The sequence below is a fragment of the Mycolicibacillus koreensis genome (assembly GCF_002104795.1).
GTDB classification, from domain to species: Bacteria; Actinomycetota; Actinomycetes; order Mycobacteriales; family Mycobacteriaceae; genus Mycobacterium; species Mycobacterium koreense.
Genome location: NZ_NCXO01000013.1, coordinates 45,930 through 62,895, shown reverse-complemented (window position 1 = coordinate 62,895; position 16,966 = coordinate 45,930). Strand labels below are relative to the sequence as shown.

At 69.7% G+C, this 16,966-nt stretch carries 16 protein-coding genes and 1 tRNA gene; 13 read left to right on the top strand and 4 right to left on the bottom strand.

Going from position 1 to position 16,966, the window contains the following annotated elements; genetic code table 11:
* Positions 1 to 11: 11 nt before the first annotated feature.
* Positions 12 to 1,184 carry a hypothetical protein gene (locus tag B8W67_RS08205; RefSeq protein ID WP_085303368.1) on the bottom strand — a complete coding sequence of 391 codons (1,173 nt, stop codon included), beginning with the start codon at positions 1,182 to 1,184 and terminating at the stop codon, positions 12 to 14.
* Positions 1,185 to 1,357: 173 nt separating this feature from the next.
* Here B8W67_RS08205 and B8W67_RS20810 point away from each other — a divergent pair.
* The 3 genes from B8W67_RS20810 (at position 1,358) to B8W67_RS08195 (ending at position 2,461) form a co-directional block, all read left to right on the top strand.
* A tRNA-Ala gene (locus B8W67_RS20810) sits at positions 1,358 to 1,429 on the top strand.
* Positions 1,430 to 1,606: 177 nt separating this feature from the next.
* Positions 1,607 to 1,921: a type II toxin-antitoxin system TacA family antitoxin gene (locus B8W67_RS08200; RefSeq protein WP_234793890.1), complete on the top strand. Its 315-nt coding sequence runs from the start codon at positions 1,607 to 1,609 to the stop codon at positions 1,919 to 1,921.
* Positions 1,922 to 1,927: 6 nt separating this feature from the next.
* Complete coding sequence (locus tag B8W67_RS08195) at positions 1,928 to 2,461, top strand: GNAT family N-acetyltransferase (RefSeq protein WP_197747592.1); 534 nt, start codon at positions 1,928 to 1,930, stop codon at positions 2,459 to 2,461.
* A gap of 128 nt (positions 2,462 to 2,589) precedes the next feature.
* On the opposite strand, the gene B8W67_RS08190 is transcribed toward B8W67_RS08195, so the two are convergent.
* On the bottom strand, positions 2,590 to 2,859 hold the full coding sequence (locus B8W67_RS08190) for a hypothetical protein (RefSeq protein ID WP_085303367.1): 270 nt from the start codon (positions 2,857 to 2,859) through the stop codon (positions 2,590 to 2,592).
* A 338-nt stretch (positions 2,860 to 3,197) separates the two neighbouring features.
* On the opposite strand from B8W67_RS08190, the gene B8W67_RS08185 reads away from it, so the two are divergent.
* Both B8W67_RS08185 and B8W67_RS08180 read left to right on the top strand, forming a co-directional pair.
* Positions 3,198 to 5,396 carry a hypothetical protein gene (locus B8W67_RS08185; protein WP_133056078.1) on the top strand — a complete coding sequence of 733 codons (2,199 nt, stop codon included), beginning with the start codon at positions 3,198 to 3,200 and terminating at the stop codon, positions 5,394 to 5,396.
* 18 nt (positions 5,397 to 5,414) lie between these two features.
* Positions 5,415 to 6,887 (top strand): DUF7937 domain-containing protein, encoded by a 1,473-nt coding sequence (locus tag B8W67_RS08180; protein ID WP_133056077.1) that lies wholly within the window; start codon positions 5,415 to 5,417, stop codon positions 6,885 to 6,887.
* 12 nt (positions 6,888 to 6,899) lie between these two features.
* On the opposite strand, the gene B8W67_RS08175 is transcribed toward B8W67_RS08180, so the two are convergent.
* A complete protein-coding gene (locus B8W67_RS08175) occupies positions 6,900 to 7,451 on the bottom strand; it encodes an RDD family protein (protein ID WP_069392220.1) in 552 nt (183 codons plus the stop codon).
* 237 nt (positions 7,452 to 7,688) lie between these two features.
* On the opposite strand from B8W67_RS08175, the gene B8W67_RS08170 reads away from it, so the two are divergent.
* The 8 genes from B8W67_RS08170 (at position 7,689) to B8W67_RS08135 (ending at position 15,445) form a co-directional block, all read left to right on the top strand.
* Entirely contained in the window at positions 7,689 to 8,930 is a 1,242-nt protein-coding gene (locus tag B8W67_RS08170) for an NAD(P)/FAD-dependent oxidoreductase (RefSeq protein ID WP_085303364.1), read from the top strand.
* 76 nt (positions 8,931 to 9,006) lie between these two features.
* Positions 9,007 to 9,453: a GreA/GreB family elongation factor gene (locus tag B8W67_RS08165; RefSeq protein ID WP_085303362.1), complete on the top strand. Its 447-nt coding sequence runs from the start codon at positions 9,007 to 9,009 to the stop codon at positions 9,451 to 9,453.
* Positions 9,454 to 9,541: 88 nt separating this feature from the next.
* Entirely contained in the window at positions 9,542 to 11,719 is a 2,178-nt protein-coding gene (locus tag B8W67_RS08160; protein ID WP_085303360.1) for an acyl-CoA dehydrogenase family protein, read from the top strand.
* Positions 11,720 to 11,755: 36 nt separating this feature from the next.
* Positions 11,756 to 13,501: a ubiquinone-dependent pyruvate dehydrogenase gene (gene poxB / locus B8W67_RS08155; protein ID WP_085303348.1), complete on the top strand. Its 1,746-nt coding sequence runs from the start codon at positions 11,756 to 11,758 to the stop codon at positions 13,499 to 13,501.
* A gap of 57 nt (positions 13,502 to 13,558) precedes the next feature.
* Positions 13,559 to 13,951 carry a carboxymuconolactone decarboxylase family protein gene (locus tag B8W67_RS08150; protein ID WP_069392215.1) on the top strand — a complete coding sequence of 131 codons (393 nt, stop codon included), beginning with the start codon at positions 13,559 to 13,561 and terminating at the stop codon, positions 13,949 to 13,951.
* A gap of 28 nt (positions 13,952 to 13,979) precedes the next feature.
* Positions 13,980 to 14,249 (top strand): metal-sensitive transcriptional regulator, encoded by a 270-nt coding sequence (locus B8W67_RS08145; protein ID WP_069392257.1) that lies wholly within the window; start codon positions 13,980 to 13,982, stop codon positions 14,247 to 14,249.
* A gap of 43 nt (positions 14,250 to 14,292) precedes the next feature.
* Positions 14,293 to 14,700 (top strand): DUF302 domain-containing protein, encoded by a 408-nt coding sequence (locus B8W67_RS08140; protein WP_085303346.1) that lies wholly within the window; start codon positions 14,293 to 14,295, stop codon positions 14,698 to 14,700.
* A 229-nt stretch (positions 14,701 to 14,929) separates the two neighbouring features.
* Positions 14,930 to 15,445: a 2-isopropylmalate synthase gene (locus B8W67_RS08135; RefSeq protein WP_085303344.1), complete on the top strand. Its 516-nt coding sequence runs from the start codon at positions 14,930 to 14,932 to the stop codon at positions 15,443 to 15,445.
* A 6-nt stretch (positions 15,446 to 15,451) separates the two neighbouring features.
* On the opposite strand, the gene B8W67_RS08130 is transcribed toward B8W67_RS08135, so the two are convergent.
* Positions 15,452 to 16,927 carry a cytochrome P450 gene (locus B8W67_RS08130; RefSeq protein ID WP_085303342.1) on the bottom strand — a complete coding sequence of 492 codons (1,476 nt, stop codon included), beginning with the start codon at positions 16,925 to 16,927 and terminating at the stop codon, positions 15,452 to 15,454.
* Positions 16,928 to 16,966: the final 39 nt, after the last annotated feature.

The following is a 16,966-nucleotide window of genomic DNA, read 5'->3' as shown; positions in this document are numbered from 1 at the left end:
ACGGCCTTGCGTCACCCTCGCTCGAAGCCGCGGGGCGTGATGGGCAGGTACGCCCGACCGCTGGTGGAGTAGACCTGTCGATCTCGCTGGCGAGCAGGCAATGCGACGCTACGGACTTCGGTTCCGGCGGCTGCTGCTGACATCGACCACTCCCGCGGGATGCGGTATCCGGCGACGTGGTGCTGGGTTCCGTCAACGGAGCCGTCGGGCTTCAACTTGATCAGTTCATGAACCATGCGCTTGAGGTGGTTGTTCGCCTGCATGGTCGTGCCGTAGACCGCCATCTCGACGGTCGCCTTGCTGACGTAATTGATGGCCCCGCTTTCGCTGAGGTAACGGCGGCGGGCCACGTCCCAGAGGGAATCGAGTGCTTTTGTGACGAGCACCGACACCGCCAGCTCGCGTCCGGGGTTCGCGTCCTCCATGCTGAGCCACCAATGCGCTTCGTCCTTGGCGGCGTTGGGGGACGCCTTCTTGTGCAGGTAGACGTGGGTAGGCCCTTTGTGCAGGACCACCGGCTCGCCGTTCATCGGCTGCCAGGCGACCTTCGCCTCATCGTCATCGACGGCGACTGCGCTCACGCCGTGCTTGACCGCGTTGTAGACGAAGGCGTCGCCGAGGACTCGTTGCGCGCAGTTGATCAGCAGCATCTCCAGGCCGTCGATGGCATCCCCGAACTCGGCGTCGGTGAGTTGGATGCAGGAATCGACGCGGCTCGTGCCGCCGAGGAAGACAGCGGCGATTTGTTCGTGATCGAACCCGTTGGTCAGTGCGTCAGCGATCTTCGCCTTGTACTCGGCGAAGTCGTTTGAGGCCGACATCCCCAGCCAGGGACATTCGGGGTGCTCCACATGAGCGAAGAACAGGCGCAGCATTGCCTCGGAGGCGTGGTTGGCAATCATCACCGCTTCCATGCGCATGTACCGCTGCCGGGCCTCTAAGGTCGGCGGCGGCACGGAACCGAGGAACGCGGCTCCGATGGTTCGGTCGGTCCCGTAGAGCGGGGCCAGTTGCTCGCTGCTACACGCCATGAGCGACAGCGACTCGATGCGCATCTTGATGAACTCCGCCGGGTCGGCGGTGTAGAAGACGGCGTTCAACTCCGGGTATTGGCCAGGGTCGAGCCGCCGCCCCTTCGGGTCGTTCTTCTCCCACGGTTTCGACCCGCCTCGGTACTTGCCCATGGTGCCGCAGTCTAGGAACCGCCTACGACGAACCGGACCGGCTGCGTCGGCGAACCCCTGTTCGATGTGTCCTAGCCGTGTCCTAAGACTCTCGATCACGGGCAAATACGGGTTGGACATATCGGCCCGACGTGGACTCGCTGACCTGGACTAATCGGCACGGTGTGGACACCGGAATACGAGCCAGCACACCCCGTTTCACACTGGCAGTGTGGGGGTCAGGGGTTCGAATCCCCTTAGCTCCACAGGATTTCTGCAGTTCAGGGGTGGTTTTTTTAAGTTGCGTCGGGTTTGACGTAATAGAGCACCCAACATCGTTCCTGTCCTTCTTCCAGGACATGGCGTGTGCATACGGAGTACATACAAACAAGGTCGGCTTTCTGCTATAACGTATGTACGCTGTACGCACATCGTCTAACAAGATGAGGCAGATCATGAGCAACGTCCACGGTCCGTCCACTAAAGCCACCCGTGATCAGCGACTGAACTTCAGGGCCAGCGCTCAACAGCAGCTGTTGATCCGACAGGCTGCTGAAGCCGCCGACCGTACTGTCACCGACTTCATCCTGGACAGCGTTCTGGAAAGTGCCGAGCGGATACTCGCCGACCGCAAGTGGTTTGTGGCTAACGATGAGCAATGGGAGCGGTTCCAGGAACTCCTGGATGCGCCGCTGCAGCCCATGCCGAAGCTGCGGCAGCTACTGCAGCGTGAAAGCCCATTCGCAGAAGAGGAGTGACCGCGGGTGACTAGCGGCTCTAAGAGCAGTGCGCGCAAGCCGAAGCCACCACAGAAACTGACCAGCGAGCACGACCGGACCGGATTCTCCTCCGGCGCCGCCGAGCTGGACGAATGGCTAGCGAAGTACAGCTGGCAGAATCAGCGAGCCAACAACGCGACCACCTACGTGAGCATCTTCGAGGGCCGGGTTGTCGGTTACTACGCCATCACCGTTGCTGGTATCGCGCGTAGCGAAGCCCCTGAAGCGATCGCCAAACGCGCACCCGCGACGGTGCCGTGTTTCCTGCTGGCCAGACTGGCGGTAGATGTCGAATGGCAGGGCTGCGGTCTCGGGTGGGGTCTGTTGCGTGATGTGCTGCGCCGAGTCCTGCAACTTTCGGAGTCTGTGGCAGCTCCAGCGCTGCTCGTTCACGCCCGCGACGACGCTGCTCGGGCGTTCTACCTGCACCATGCCGAATTCCTGCCCTCGCCGATCGACCCGTTGCATCTGCTCTTGCCGACCAAGGCCATCGCAGCAGCGATCGGCGGGAATTTTTAGGATATCCGGGACAGAACTTCACCCGCCCACTCAAAAATGGGGACGCGCGTGCTTGGTTCGGTAGCGTGCCAGGATTTCCCGGTCGTTCAGGGAGGGCACGGCTGCGGTCCGTCGTCCCGCGGCCCGGATCAGCGGCTCGGCACCCGCTTGGCGGCGTCGGCGGCGTCGGCGGCGGCCTTCTCCGAGCCGTCCCGCATGGTGGCGATCACCGCCTCCGCGTTGGGCAGGTGGGTGTCGAACCAGTCGGACTTGAACTTGGCCGCCTCTTCGCCGGTCCAGTTCACCGCGCGGATCGCTGTGGTCACCTGCGTGACGTTCTCCTCCAGCGCGGCGGCGCGGATGCGCAGTTGGGTGGCGAGTTGGCGAACCTGTTCGATGTCTTGCGGGTGAACCGTCACGTCTCCTCCTTCATCCGGCCCTGTCCCCGGTCCACGGACCACGCGGCGGCATCCCGCCGTCGCGCACGAGGACCGACCGTCAACGGACGACGGCAGCCCACGCGGCCACACCGGCATGGGTAGATCGGGTGAGCAGCGATTAACGCTGTCTCAATCCTACTATTTTCCCCGTTCAGATGGGCGAAATGGACGCGTCGACCGCGCGGACGGCGAAGTGTCGAGGCCGAGTTCGCCGCATCCGGTAACACCGTCGCATGCAGCGACGACAATGAATACAGTGAGCGCTGGCGCGGTCGGTGAATACACCGTCGCCGACCGTGAGGGGAGAGGTGGACACCATGGACGTTGTCCTCGGGGTATCGGTCACCGATGAGGAGGCGCGGATCGTTCTGTCCGACGCCGCGGCGGCAGAGTCGGTGATCGACGAGTCGCGGGTCGCGGTGGGCGGCGGGGACATCGATCCGCTGGTGTCGACGTTGGCCTCCACCGATCGCGCGCTCACCGACACCGGCCACCGGCTGGTCGCCACCCGGGTCAGCGCCACCGCCGCGGCCCAGGGCGACCGGCTGGTGCAGGCGCTCACTGCCGCGGGATTGGCCGGCGTCACCGTCGAGCCCGCCGCCGATCCGCCCACCGCGGCCGGCCCTCTGGTCGCCGGTGCGTCGACCACCGCCGCCCCGGTCGTGGCCGACGGCGCCGCCACCGAGCTGTCCCCGGCGATGCCGCCGACCGCTGCGGCCGCTGCGGTCAACCCGAGCGATACGGCCGATCCGGGGATGACGACGCTGAGCCCCCAGGGCGAACAACTGGCCTATTCCGAGGTCGACGAGGGTGATGACCTCGAGGGCTTCGGCGACTATGACGGCTATGGCGGGGCCGGCGGGGTCGCCGACGGAACCGGTGACGACTGGGCAAACGAGCCGACAGCGACCGGCCCGGCGTCGGTTGCCGCGCACCGGCCTCGGGCCCTGCTGCTGGGCAGCACCGTGGCGGCGGCCGTCGTGGTCGGTTTCGCCGCGCTCGCCGTCGGGGTCGCGATCGGGGTCAAGCCGGTCAACAGCCAGCAGGCGATCCGCACCCAGGACGACGCGGTACCGGGGAAGTATTTCCCCACCAGCCCGGGCCAGGGTGTCCAACCGGACGCCGACAACTGGACCGTCGTCGAACAGCTGCCGCCCCCCGGGGTCACCCCGACGGTGCGCACATTCGAACCGAAATCCCTGACCAAGCCGGTGAACAGCGCCACGTCGCTGATCGACATGTATCCCGACGGCACGTTCGGGGTGCGCGACGCGACGGCACCGCTGCCGGCGCCGCCCGCCGTAATACCCCCGGCACCCGGAGTGCCGGTGGTGCCCGGCGCGGTGGACCCGCTGACCCAGCTGTTGGTCGCTCGGCTGATACCGGACTTCTCTCGGTACACCCCGGTCGATGTGCTCTATTACATGAGCAACCTGGTGGTCCCGAGCGCCGTGGAGTCCGCCGCCATGGTCGGCGCGAACGTGCTCACCAACATGGTCGCCGGGGTGGCCGGGCCCTCGCTGGCGGATCTGGGCAGTGTCGTCGCGGTCAGCCCCACCCAGGGGGCGTTGTTCGCCGCGCCTGCCACGGTGACCGCGACCTCCGCCGCCGCATCGGCGCCGTTCGATCCGGCGACGGTGACCACCAGCATTCCCCGGGAGTTTTTCTCGGCCACCGCCACACCGGAACAGAAATCTGCGCTGCTTCCCGAGGGCGTCACCGAGATCAGCGAGCTGCCCAGCACCGCTGACACCCCGGGGGTGTCCCCCCTGACCGTGCCGATCACCGACGTCGACGGTCTCAAACCCACCTTGGTCGGCACCGGCCCGGCGGTCGCCCCTGAGCAGAGCGGTCCACCGGTCTTCCCCGACCTGGCCACCTCCCCCACGTCGACCCCGACCCCGGGAACCGAGTCGCCGCTGACCACGCCGGCCTCCGAACTGCGCCGGTCCGGCCAGCCCAGCGAACCCGCGGTGGCGCCGGACACCAGTGCCGAGCAAAGCGAGGAGCGTCCCTCCGAGGCGCCGCCGTCGTCGGAGACCCCGGGGCAGCGCACTGCGGTGACCTCCGAGCCCAGCGCCCCGGCCGCAACGCCGAGCGCCACCGACAAACCGTCGACGAAACCGGCTCCCAGCCGGAAACCGGCACCGAGCGAGGAGCCCAGCGAGGCCCCGCGCGCACCGACGACACAGGCGCCCGTCGAGGCGCCCACCGAGGCGCCGGCACCGGTGACGGAGGCCCCCACCCGGGCCCCGGTGGAAGCGCCCGCCGAGGCGCCGACGCAGGAGGCGCCCCCGCAGCGGCAGGCACCACCTGAGGCACCCGTCGAGGTGCCCACCCAGGCGCCGAAACCCCAGCCTCAAGAACCCGCCCCAGTCCAGCCGGCGCCAGTCCAGCCCGCCCCAGTCCAGCAGGCGCCCGTGCAGCAGGCCCCGGTCCAACAGGCCCCGTCGAAACCGGATGTCACCATGCCCGACCTGAAGATGCCGGATTTCGGCGGCGACAGCTCCGAATAGCAGGAGATGATGACCGATATGAGCCTCAGCACCGACCGTCGCGGGGACCGGGCCCACCTGGCGATCGCGGCGGCGCTGCTCCTCGCCGGCCTGCTGCTGCCGTGGAACATCCATGTCGGGCTGGGCATCGACGCAACCCCCGGTTGGGTGTACGCGCTGCTGGTCGTGGTGACGCTGGCCGCGCTTGCGCCGCTGGTGGATCGCTGGCGTCGCGGTGCGGGCGCCGCCGAGTCGCTGCGCGGACCGTTGACCCTGCCCTATCTGCTGGTGGTTGCTGGATTCACGGTGGTGAGCATCGTTGTTGCGGTGCGCCACACCGGCACCGGCGCCGTCGCTCCCGGCGTCGGGCCCGGCGCCTGGCTGGGGCTGGCCGGAGCGTTGTTGGCGGCCCGGCCGGCGCAGGGTGCCGCCACCGAGACCCCCGGCACCGCCACAGCGTGCCGGGTGCTGGGGGTGCTCTCGATCGTGGCGGGTGTGGGCGCTGCTCTGCTCAACCTGTACCTGCGCACCCGATACGTGGTGTCCGGTCTCGGCGGGGCCGCCGGAGCTGCCAACCTGATGACCGCGGTCTCGGCGCTGCTGTTCAGCGTGGTCGCGGTGGTACCGGTGATCATCGCGGGACGGTGGCTGATCACCGGTGGCGCCGCGGCGCGACTGGCCACGGTGGTGCTCGGCGGATCGGCGGGGCTGGCCGCCACGCTGGTGTGGGTGTTGCCCGTCGGGCGGGATCTGGACAGTTTTCACGGGATCGCGCAGAACACCGGTACCGCGGGGGTGGGTTTCGAGGGGTATCTGGCCTGGGTCGCCGCCGCCGCGCTCGTCGGCCCCGCCGTGGTGGCGGCGGTGAGGTCCGGCGATGCGGCCCGACTCTGGCCCGCTGCCGCCCGGTCAACGCTGATCCTCATCGCGGCGTGGTGCGGCGGCACGGCGGTGCTGAGGATCACCGGGGTGGCGCTGACCGGGGTGCTCGACCTGCCCGGCCCGCCGTACAACAACACCGCGTTGATGGCCGCCGACGTGATCGCGGCAGTGATCGCAATCTGGTTGGCGCTCAACGGGACCGGCCGAGCCGCCCCGCGCGCGGTGAGTGCGGTGCTGTTCGGCGCCCTGTCCGTGGTGGCGGTGTGCCGGCTGATCCTGGGGGTCGCGTTGGTCCCGCGCAGTGAGCCGCTGAACCCCGGGGTGATCAACGCCGTGTTCGGCAATTCGCTGTCCCAGCAGATCACCAGCACATTCGATGTGACGGTGGCCGTGGCCGCGGCGGTGCTGCTCACCGCGGTGTGGGTGACCGAGATCGCGGCGCGCCCGGTGCCGCCGGCGCGCCCGACGCCCCCGGCGCAGCGGCCCGCGGCGGCTCCCAAAAGCGCGGCTCCCAAAAGCCCGGCTCCCAAGAGCGCGGCGCCGAAGATCGCGGCACCGCCGAAGATCGCCGCGGCCGGCCCGCCCGCACCGCCGAAGATCGCCGCGCCGCCGTCGGAGCGGCCGGACTGAGCGCGCCGCGCCTCAGCGGTAGTCGTCGAGGCGGGGTGGCCCGGCGACCGGGTCGGCGCCGTTGAGCACATCGAGCACGGTGAGACCGGTGAGGCGGTCATGCCAGCCGGGTGCGCCCCGCAGCACCGGCAACCCGGCCACCCCGACGGTGAGCAGAAAGATCAGGCTGCGCCCGAGCGTGGCGGCCAGTCCCGGCGGACGGAAGTCGGCGGCCCGGACTAAGCGAAGACCCAGAATCGACTTGCCGAAGGTGCTGCCCGACAGCGACTGCCAGATCTGCATCCAGGCCCAGATCGCGACGAAACCGACCGGCACCACCAGGTAGACCACTGCCGCGACCCCCAGCAGGGCGGCGATCACCGCCAAGGGCAGTGCGGGGCTGAGCATCGCCGCCAGGTCGAGCAGGAAAGCGCTGCAGCGGACCACCCGCCCGGCCGGTTGATAGACCGACGGATCGACCGGCGGCAGGGCGCGGCCGCACATCGTGCAGAACTCCCCGTCGGCGGGGGTGTCGAAACCACAGTGCGGACACGCGTAGGTCGCGCCGCTGAACCGTCCTGACATCCCTAATACCCCGCCGTCACCGCGAACCGCCGCCGTTGCTCACTGCCCGGTGGGCCCGGCGACCATGGCCGCCCGCCTGATCAGCGTGGCCCCACCGGGCTGCGCTGCCGACGGTCCGTCGATCTGCGTCGGCCAGTTTATCCGTTCGGCGCCGGCCGGCCTCGGACGTCGGCGCCGAACCACATTTTTCACCATCATGGAAGAGACGGGTCGCCGAAGGAGAGACGGAGGACAGGGATGGCAGGCAACGCACCGCGCACCGCGATCGTCGTCGGAGCGGGGATCGTCGGGTTGTCCACGGCGTGGTTCCTGCAGGAACGCGGGGTGCAGGTCACCGTCGTCGACCGTGCCGGGGTGGCGGCCGGCTCATCGTGGGGCAACGCCGGGTGGATCTCACCGGCGTTGACGATCCCGCTCAACGAGCCCTCAGCACTGCGCTACGGGCTGACCTCGCTGTGGGACCCGACCGCGCCGCTGCGCATCGCGCTCTCCGCCGACCGGCGCATGTGGGGATTTTTGCTGCGCTTCGCCGCGCACTGCCGATGGTCGGCGTGGCGGCGCGCCGCGCAGGCCGCCGTCGGAATCAACGCGATGATCCTCGACTCCTACGACCTGCTCGCCGCCGGCGGCGTCGACGCCCCGACGACCGACGGGCCCATCACCGCGGTGTTCGAAACGACCGAACAGGCAACCCGATTCGAAGCCGAACTGCGGCGGTTCGCCGACACCGGCCAGCCCGTCGATGCCACTGTGCTCTCCGGTGCCGAGCTGCGCGAGCAGGTCCCGGCGGCTTCGGCGCGGGTCACCGCCGCGGTCAACGTCAACGGTCAACGCTTCTTCGACCCGGGCCGGTTCGTCACCGCCTTGGGCAACGCGGTGGCCGACCGCGGGGGACACCTGCCCATCGCCGAGGTCACCGCCGTGCGGTCCGAGCGCGGCGCGGCGGTGGTGGCGACCCGCGACGGCGCGGACCTGCGCGCCGACGTCGCGGTGATCGCCACCGGGGCGTGGCTGTCGCAGCTGGTGGGCTCGCGCACCCGCAGCCCGGTGCACGCCGGGCGCGGCTACTCGTTCACCGTGCCCACCGACCGGCCGGTGCCGACACCGATCTACCTGCCCGACGCCCGCGTGGCCTGCACCCCGTACCGGGACAAACTGCGGGTGGCCGGAACCATGGAATTCCGCTCGGCGGATGCGCCGGCGGTGCCGGCCAGGTTCGACGCGATCGCCGCGGCAGCCGCACCGCTTCTCGACGGGATAAACTGGGCGCAACGCACCGACCTGTGGGTGGGGCCACGCCCGTTGACCGCCGACGGTCGGCCGTTGATCGGAGAACTTCCGGAGCGTGGAATCTATGTCGCAGGGGGGCACGGAATGTGGGGTATCGCCCAGGGCCCGGCCACCGGTCGGCTCTTGACCGACCTGATCACCACCGGCAAACTCCCCGCAGCACTGCGCGACTTCGATCCGGCGCGTTAACGTCGCGGCACCGCCCGCACACCACCGAGCCACCACCTGCTAGTTTCCCGGCATACCCGAGAACGGAGAAGACCTGATGACCGGCCCGCAATCTGTCTGGATGACACGCAGCGCACACAATCGGCTGCAGGCCGAGTTGAACGAGCTCCTCGAGACCCACGAGGAGGACGAATCGGTGGCCCTCGATCACCTGCAAGCCAACCGGGCACGGATCGCGCAGATCCGCGACCTGCTCTCCCACGCCGTCGTCGGCGAGGACCCGCCGGATGACGGCATCGCCGAGCCCGGGATGGTGCTCACCGTGCGGTTCGACGACACCAAGGAGACCGAGACGTTTCTGCTCGGCGTGCGCGACGTCGACCCCGGCGACATCGAGGTCTACTCGCCGCAGTCCCCGCTGGGCACCGCACTGGCCGGCGCCCGCCCGGGCGAGCAGCGCAGCTACCGCGTCCCGAGCGGGGACTCGGTGTCGGTGACGCTGCTGTCCGCGGTGCCCTACAGCCAGCGCGACGCCACCGCTTAGCCCTGATCCGCGCCACCCCCGCGCGGCCACCGTCGCCGCGGGCGCGATAGCTTGCGGGGACGATCCGGCGACGCGTCAAGGAGGCCCTATGGGGATCGCACTCACCGACGACCACCGCGAGCTCGCCGAGGTGGCGGCCTCGTTCCTCACCGCCCAAAAGGCGCGGTCCGCCGCGCGAGCGCTGCTCGACGCCGACGAGGAGTCCCGGCCGCCGTTCTGGGATGCCCTCGCCGGTCTGGGCTGGCTGGGGCTGCACATCGACGAGGAGCGCGGCGGATCCGGCTTCGGGCTGCCCGAACTGGTGGTGGTCGTCGAACAACTCGGCCGGGCGGTGGCCCCGGGGCCGTTCGTGCCCACCGTGATCACCTCGGCGACGATCGCCGCGGCCGGCACCGACGACCAGAAGAGCCGGTTGTTGCCCGGCCTGATCGACGGCCAGGTCATCGCCGGGGTCGGTTTCGCCGGCACCGTGGACCTCGCCGGTGGGGTGGCCAGCGGCGACGCCGGCATCGTGCTGGGCGCCGGGCTGGCCGACCTGTTGCTGCTCACCGTCGGCGAGGACGTCGTCCTCATCGAGGCCGACCGCGCCGGCGTCACGGTCACGGTGCCCGACAATCTCGACCCCACCCGCCGCTGCGGGCGGGTCACGTTGACCGACGTGGCGGTCGGCGACGGTGACGTGCTGGCCGGGGCGGCGGAATCGGCGCGGGCCTATGCGCGGGTGCTGCTGGCCGCCGAGGCGGTCGGCGGTGCCGGCGACTGCGTGGACTCCGCCGTCGAGTACGCCAAGGTGCGCCAGCAGTTCGGCCGTACCATCGCGACCTTCCAGGCCGTCAAACACCACTGCGCCAACATGCTGGTGGCCGCCGAATCGGCGACCGCGGCGGTGTGGGATGCCGCCCGCGCCGCCGACGAGGCCGCCGGGGCCGACGACGACCAGTTCCGGCTGATGGCCGCGGTGGCCGCGACGCTGGCGCTGCCGGCTTACGCCCGCAACGCCGAGATGAACATCCAGGTCCACGGCGGCATCGGTTTCACCTGGGAACACGACGCCCATCTGCATCTGCGGCGCGCGCTGAGCGTGCAGGCGCTCGTCGGCGGCGACGGCCCGGCCCGCGACACCTTCGAGCGCACCGCCGCCGGGGTGACCCGCGCCAACAGCCTCGACCTGCCGGCCGAGGCCGACGAGATCCGCACCCGGGTGCGCGCCGACGCCGCCGCGATCGCCGCTCTCGACGGTGATGCCCAGCGCGACAAGCTGATCGAGACCGGCTACATCATGCCGCACTGGCCCACCCCGTGGGGGCGGGCCGCCTCCGCGGTCGAACAGCTGGTCATCGAGCAGGAGTTCAGCGCCGCCGGGATCAAACGGCCCGACTACTCGATCACCGGCTGGGTGGTGTTGACCCTCATCCAGCACGGCACCGCCTCGCAGATCGACCGTTTCGTCGCCAAAGCGCTGCGCCAAGAAGAGATCTGGTGCCAGCTGTTCTCCGAGCCGGACGCCGGATCGGACGCGGCGGCGGTCAAGACCCGTGCCACCCGTGTCGACGGCGGCTGGAAACTCAACGGCCAGAAGGTGTGGACATCCGGGGCGCACTATTGCCGTCGGGGCCTGGCCACCGTGCGCACCGACTTCGAGGCCAGCAAGCACGGCGGGATCACCACCGTCATCGTCGACATGCAGGCCCCCGGGGTGGAGGTGCGTCCGCTGCGCCAGATCACCGGCGGCTCGGAGTTCAACGAGGTGTTCTTCAACGACGTGTTCGTGCCCGACGAGGACGTCGTCGGCGAACCCAACACCGGCTGGACCGTGGCCCGCGCCACCCTGGGCAACGAGCGGGTCAGCATCGGCGGCGGCGGCTCGTTCCATGAAGGCATCGCCGAGCATCTGGTGAGCCTGGTCGGCCAGGACGGGTCACGGCTGGCCGGCGCGCAGGTGCGCGTCGGCACCTACATCGCCCACGATCATGCGCTGCGTCTGCTCAACCTGCGTCGCGCGGTGCGCAGCCTCGAGGGTGCGGGCCCCGGCCCGGAGGGCAACATCACCAAACTGACCCTCGCGGAGCACATGGGGGAGGGCGCGGCGATCGGGGCGGCACTGTTGGGTCCGGAGGTGGCGCTGACCGACGGTCCGGCCGCGTTGGCCGGGCGGATGGTGATGGGCGCACGCGGTATGGCGATCGCCGGGGGCACCTCGGAGGTCAGCCGCAACCAGATCGCCGAACGTATCCTGGGCATGCCGCGGGATCCCTTGATCAAGTAGCCGGCCCGCGGCGCTACCGCCGGAAAAGGAGCGCCCATGGCCACCGTCGCCGACCAGCTCATCACCGCGCTGCGCCACGGCGGCGTGCGCCGCGTCTACGGCATCCCCGGCGACAGTCTCAACGGCTTGACCGACGCGATTCGGCGGGTGCCCGGCCCGGACGGGGTCAGCTGGGAACTGGTGCGCCACGAGGAGACCGCCGCGTTCGCCGCCGCCGCCGACGCGGCACTCACCGGGACGCTGGCGGTCTGCGCGGGCAGCTGCGGTCCGGGCAACCTGCACCTGATCAACGGGCTGTTCGATGCGCAGCGTAGCCGGGTGCCGGTGGTGGCGATCGCCGCGCACATCCCGATCGCCGAGATCGGCTCGCAGTACTTCCAGGAGACCCACCCGCAGGAGCTGTTCAAAGAGTGCAGCGTGTACTGCGAGCTGATCAGCACCCCGGAGACCGCGCCGCGCATCGTGGCACAGGCGATGCGCGCCGCGATCGAGGACAACGGGGTCGCGGTGATCGTGGTGCCCGGCGAGGTGCTGTTGGCCCGCAGCGACGATCCCGGGTGGGCGCAGCGCCCGGTGCTGGCGACCCGGTCGGTGTACCGTCCCGACGACCGGTCGCTGACCAACGCGGCCACGGTGCTCAACGCCGCCGAGAAGGTGACGATCCTCGCCGGCGCGGGGGTGGCCGGCGCCCACGACGCGCTGATCGCCGCCGCCGACACCCTCGCCGCGCCGATCGTGCACGCGTTGCGCGGCAAGGAACACATCGAATACGACAACCCGTTCGACGTCGGGATGACCGGGCTGCTCGGGTTCGCCTCCGGCTACAAGGCGATCGGTGAGGCCGAGGTGCTGCTGATGCTCGGCACCGACTTCCCCTACCAGCAGTTCTATCCGGAGGACGCCACCGTCATCCAGGTCGACATCCGCGGGCGCCACCTGGGCCGGCGCACCCCGGTGGATCTGCCGCTGGTCGGCAGCGTCGCCGACACGCTGGCCGCGCTGCAGCCGCAGCTGACCCGCAAAACCGAGCGCGGCCACCTGCAGCGGGCGCTGGAGCACTACCGCAAGACCCGTGCCGGGCTCGACGCGCTGGCCGTCGACGACCGCGGCCGCACTCCGATCCGCCCCGAGTACGTCGCAGCCACCGTCGACCGGATCGCGGCCGACGACGCGGTGTTCACCGTCGACGTGGGCTCACCGGTGGTGTGGGCGGCCCGCTACCTGCACATGAACGGGCGGCGCCGGCTGATCGGGTCGTTCAACCACGGCAGCATGGCCGGTGCGGTCCCGCAGGCTGTCGGCGCGCAGACCGCCGCCGCAGGGCGGCAGGTGGTCGCCCTCGCCGGGGACGGTGGGCTGACGATGCTGCTCGGTGAGCTTCTGACCCTGGTCCAAAACCGGCTTCCGGTGACGGTGGTGGTGTTCAACAACTCCTCGCTGAACTTCGTCGAACTGGAGATGAAGGCCGCCGGGTTCGTCAACTTCGGCACCGGCCTGCACGACCCGGATCTGGCCGCGGTGGCCAGCGCGGCGGGCCTGCTCGGTCGGCGCGTCGAGCAGCCCGAGGACCTGGAACCGGCATTGCGCGAAGCGTTCGCCCACGACGGTCCCGCGCTGGTCGACGTGGTCACCGCCCGCCAGGAGCTGTCGATTCCACCGGCGATCAGCGTGGAACAGGCCAAGGGGTTCTCGCTGTATGCGATCCGCACCATCCTGGCCGGTCGCGGCGACGAACTGCTCGACCTGGTCACCACCAACGTGGCCCGCCGCATCCTGTCCTGACCGAACCGGCCGTTCGCGGGGGTAGCCGATAAATACCCCATGGGGTATAGTGGGGGCATGACCTACCACGATGTCCTCGACGACCTCAACCCGCAACACCGCGCGCTGCGCACGATGATCCCCGACGTCTACGCCGGTTTCGGGGAGTTGAGCAAGGCGGCGTTCAAGTCCGGCGCCCTCGACGCCAAGTACAAGGAGTTGATGGCGGTAGCCATCGGGGTGGTGCACGGCTGCGACGGTTGTATCGCGTCGCACTCCCGCGCCGCGGTGAAGGCCGGGGCCACCCGCGAGGAGGCCGCCGAGGCGATCGGGGTCAGTATCTTGATGATGGGCGGGCCGGCCACCATCTACGGTGCCCGTGCCTATGACGCATTCTGCGAGTTCGCCGAGGCCGAGGAGGAGGCCGCCGGCGCATCCGCGGGGGTGGGCACCGCGACGGCGAACCGATGACACGGCGGTGAGTGAGGAGAAGAAACCGATGGCTCAAGACCCGGAGAGCATGACCGCGGTCCTCAACCGGTTGCGGCGCGCCCAGGGGCAGTTGACCGGGGTGATCACGATGATCGAGCAGGGCCGCAACTGCCGCGACGTGGTGACCCAACTCGCCGCGGTGTCGCGGGCGCTCGATCGCGCCGGATTCAAGATCGTCGCCTCGGGGCTGCGCGAGTGCCTCAGCGGCGCCGACAGCGGGGACGGCGAGGCGTTGACCGAGGCCGAACTGGAGAAGTTGTTTCTCACCTTGGCGTGAGTCGGTACCCACGCCGATCGGGTGATCACGAGAGGAGTAGGCAATGAGCGTGGCGCTGACCACCACCATGCAGACCTCGTTCGAGGACGCGGTGAAAAAGACTCGGGAAGCATTGGCGCAGAACGGGTTCGGTGTTCTCACCGAGATCGACATGAAAGCCACGCTGAAGGCCAAACTCGGCGAGGACATGGAGGACTACACCATCCTCGGTGCGTGCAACCCCACGCTGGCGCATCAGGCCGTCAACGCCTATCGCCAGATCGGTGTGCTGCTGCCGTGCAACGTCGTGGTGCGCGCCGACCCCGACGCGCCGGGCACGGTGATCATCGACGCGATGAACCCGGGCTTGATGGCCCAGGTCACCGAGGAGCCCGAACTGCGCGAGATCGCCGGCAAGGTCACCGGACTCATCGACAACGCCCTGCGCGAACTGGGTGCCGCGCCCGGCTGACCCGGACCCCACCCCAAAGCACCCAAAGCACCCCGCCCAAAACCGGTTGCGCCGCCGTCGCTGCCGCCGCTACGCTGGCGGCCATGTCGACGCTGCGAGTTGCCGCACGCGCGCTGAAGCGCGCCGTAGCCAGCACCCGCAGTGGGGTCTGCTCGTAGACCGACCCCCCGCTGCGGGTCGCTAGCCACCCCTGTCGGTCACCCTTCGGATCTGAGAAGAAGGCCGACCCATGACCCGAGACCACCTGACAGCCCAACCCGGCTCCGCGCACCGGGCCACCGTGCGCTTCGCCGAGCTGTTCGGGGTGCCCCTGCCGCGCGGTCTGCGCGACGAGGCCGCCGCGTTGAGCTGGGCACAGTTCCTCGCCCGCTACGACGACTCCCGCCGCTGCCGCGGTCCGCTGCGGCTGCGGCAGTGGAGCCAGTCTGCGCCCGCCGGGGCCACCGCGGGGACCTACCGGGCCACCCTGGCGGTCGGGGAACGCGACACCGCCGTCGCCGCCGTCGCCACCGGCCCGATCGGCGCGCTCACCGCGATGCTGCACGACAACGGCATCGCGGTGGAGGTGCTCGGCTTCCACCAGATGAGCGGCGCCGCCGGTGCGACCGCCACCGTCATCCGCGGCAGCGACGGCACCCGCAGCACCTGGGCGATGGCCTGTGACACCGACGCCGGAGCCTCGGCGCGCGCGGCGGTGATCGGCTGCGCCAACCGGCTGCTGGCCCCGCCGGCACGGAGCGGGTAGCCGGCGTCAGCGCCGCCGCAGCACCAGCGGCATGCCGTCCATCGGCAGCGGCATGCCGGCGTAGTCCCAGCGCGGCTGGTAGCCGGGGTGGGCCAACTCGATGCGGTATCGGCGCAGCATCCGGTGCAGCACCGTCTTGACCTCCAGGCGGCCGAAGACCATGCCGATGCACTTGTGCGCCCCACCGCCGAACGGCGCCCACGCGTAGCGGTGCTTCTTGTGCTCCTCGCGCGGCGGCAGGAAACGCTCCGGGTCGAATTTCTTCGGCTCGGTGTAGAGCTCCTCGAGCCAGTGGTTGGCGCCCGGCCAGATGACGACGTTGGTCCCGGCGGGCACGTAGTAGCCCAGCAGGTCGGTGTCGCGCACGGTCTGGCGCATGTTGAACGGCAGCGGGGTGACCAGCCGCAGCGACTCGTCCATCACCAGATCCAGCGTGGTCAGGCTCTCCAGGGTCTCGATGTCGAGGGGCCCGTCGCCGATCGCGTCGGACTCCGCGCGGGCGCGCTCCTGCCAATCCGGGTAGGCGGCCAGGTGGTAGGCCATGGTGGTCACCGTTGACGTGGTGGTGTCGTGGGCGGCCATCATCAAAAAGATCATGTGGTTGATGATGTCCTCGTCGGTGAACCGGTTGCCGTCTTCGTCCTCGACGTGACACAGCGTGGTGAGCATGTCGGTGCCCTCGACGTGACGACGTTCCTTGACCCGTTCAGCGAAGTACTGCTCGAGGACCTTGCGGCCCTGCAGCCCCTGCCACCATTTGAACGGCGGCACCGCGGTGCGGATGATCGCCCCGCCGGCGCGGGTGGTCTGCTCGAACGCCCTGTTCACCTTGGTGACCAGCTCGTGGTCACCGCCGGGTTCGTGGCCCATGAACACCACCGAGGCGACGTCGAGGGTGAGCTCCTTCATCGCCGGCTGGAACAGAAAGCGGGGGTCGTCGGTGGGCCAGCCCGCGACGATGTCGGTGGCCACCCGGTCGATGTCGGCGACATAGCTGGCCAGTCGCGGCCGGGTGAACGCCTGCTGCATGATCCGCTTGTGGCCCAGGTGCTCGTCGAAGTCCAGCAGCATCAGCCCGCGGTTGAAGAACGGCCCGATCACCGGGACCCACCCCTTCTGGGAGAAGTCCTTGGCCCGGTTGGCGAAGACCGTCTGGGTGGCGTCGGGTCCCAGCGCCACGATCGACGGCAGGATCGGCGAATCGGCGAAGGTGACCGGCCCGCGGGTCTCATAGAGGAACTTCGCGTAGTCCGGCCCGCCACGGAACATCTCGATGATGTGGCCCAGCAGTGGCAGCCCCGAGTCGCCCAGGATCGGTTTGAGGTCGCTGCCCGGCGGCGGGGCGGCCAGCGCGTGCTGCTTCCAGTTGACGGTGAGCAGCGCTTTCTCCAGCGCCCCCATCCCGGGAATGGTGTTCAAGGTCGGGACGAACCGGCGCTTGGCCTGGTCGAGCAGATAATGCGGGGTGCTGATCGTAGTCATCGGCGCTCCTTGACTGAACGGATGGGCGCGGCGCACCGC

Excerpts from the sequence above, each read along its gene's own strand:
- B8W67_RS08205 (WP_085303368.1), bottom strand. The coding sequence starts at position 1,184 with ATGGGCAAGTACCGAGGCGGGTCGAAACCGTGGGAGAAGAACGACCCG.
- B8W67_RS08200 (WP_234793890.1), top strand. The coding sequence starts at position 1,607 with ATGAGGCAGATCATGAGCAACGTCCACGGTCCGTCCACTAAAGCCACC.
- B8W67_RS08185 (WP_133056078.1), top strand. The coding sequence starts at position 3,198 with ATGGACGTTGTCCTCGGGGTATCGGTCACCGATGAGGAGGCGCGGATC.
- B8W67_RS08180 (WP_133056077.1), top strand. The coding sequence starts at position 5,415 with ATGAGCCTCAGCACCGACCGTCGCGGGGACCGGGCCCACCTGGCGATC.
- B8W67_RS08175 (WP_069392220.1), bottom strand. The coding sequence starts at position 7,451 with ATGTCAGGACGGTTCAGCGGCGCGACCTACGCGTGTCCGCACTGTGGT.
- B8W67_RS08170 (WP_085303364.1), top strand. The coding sequence starts at position 7,689 with ATGGCAGGCAACGCACCGCGCACCGCGATCGTCGTCGGAGCGGGGATC.
- B8W67_RS08165 (WP_085303362.1), top strand. The coding sequence starts at position 9,007 with ATGACCGGCCCGCAATCTGTCTGGATGACACGCAGCGCACACAATCGG.
- B8W67_RS08160 (WP_085303360.1), top strand. The coding sequence starts at position 9,542 with ATGGGGATCGCACTCACCGACGACCACCGCGAGCTCGCCGAGGTGGCG.
- poxB (WP_085303348.1), top strand. The coding sequence starts at position 11,756 with ATGGCCACCGTCGCCGACCAGCTCATCACCGCGCTGCGCCACGGCGGC.
- B8W67_RS08150 (WP_069392215.1), top strand. The coding sequence starts at position 13,559 with ATGACCTACCACGATGTCCTCGACGACCTCAACCCGCAACACCGCGCG.
- B8W67_RS08145 (WP_069392257.1), top strand. The coding sequence starts at position 13,980 with ATGGCTCAAGACCCGGAGAGCATGACCGCGGTCCTCAACCGGTTGCGG.
- B8W67_RS08140 (WP_085303346.1), top strand. The coding sequence starts at position 14,293 with ATGAGCGTGGCGCTGACCACCACCATGCAGACCTCGTTCGAGGACGCG.
- B8W67_RS08135 (WP_085303344.1), top strand. The coding sequence starts at position 14,930 with ATGACCCGAGACCACCTGACAGCCCAACCCGGCTCCGCGCACCGGGCC.
- B8W67_RS08130 (WP_085303342.1), bottom strand. The coding sequence starts at position 16,927 with ATGACTACGATCAGCACCCCGCATTATCTGCTCGACCAGGCCAAGCGC.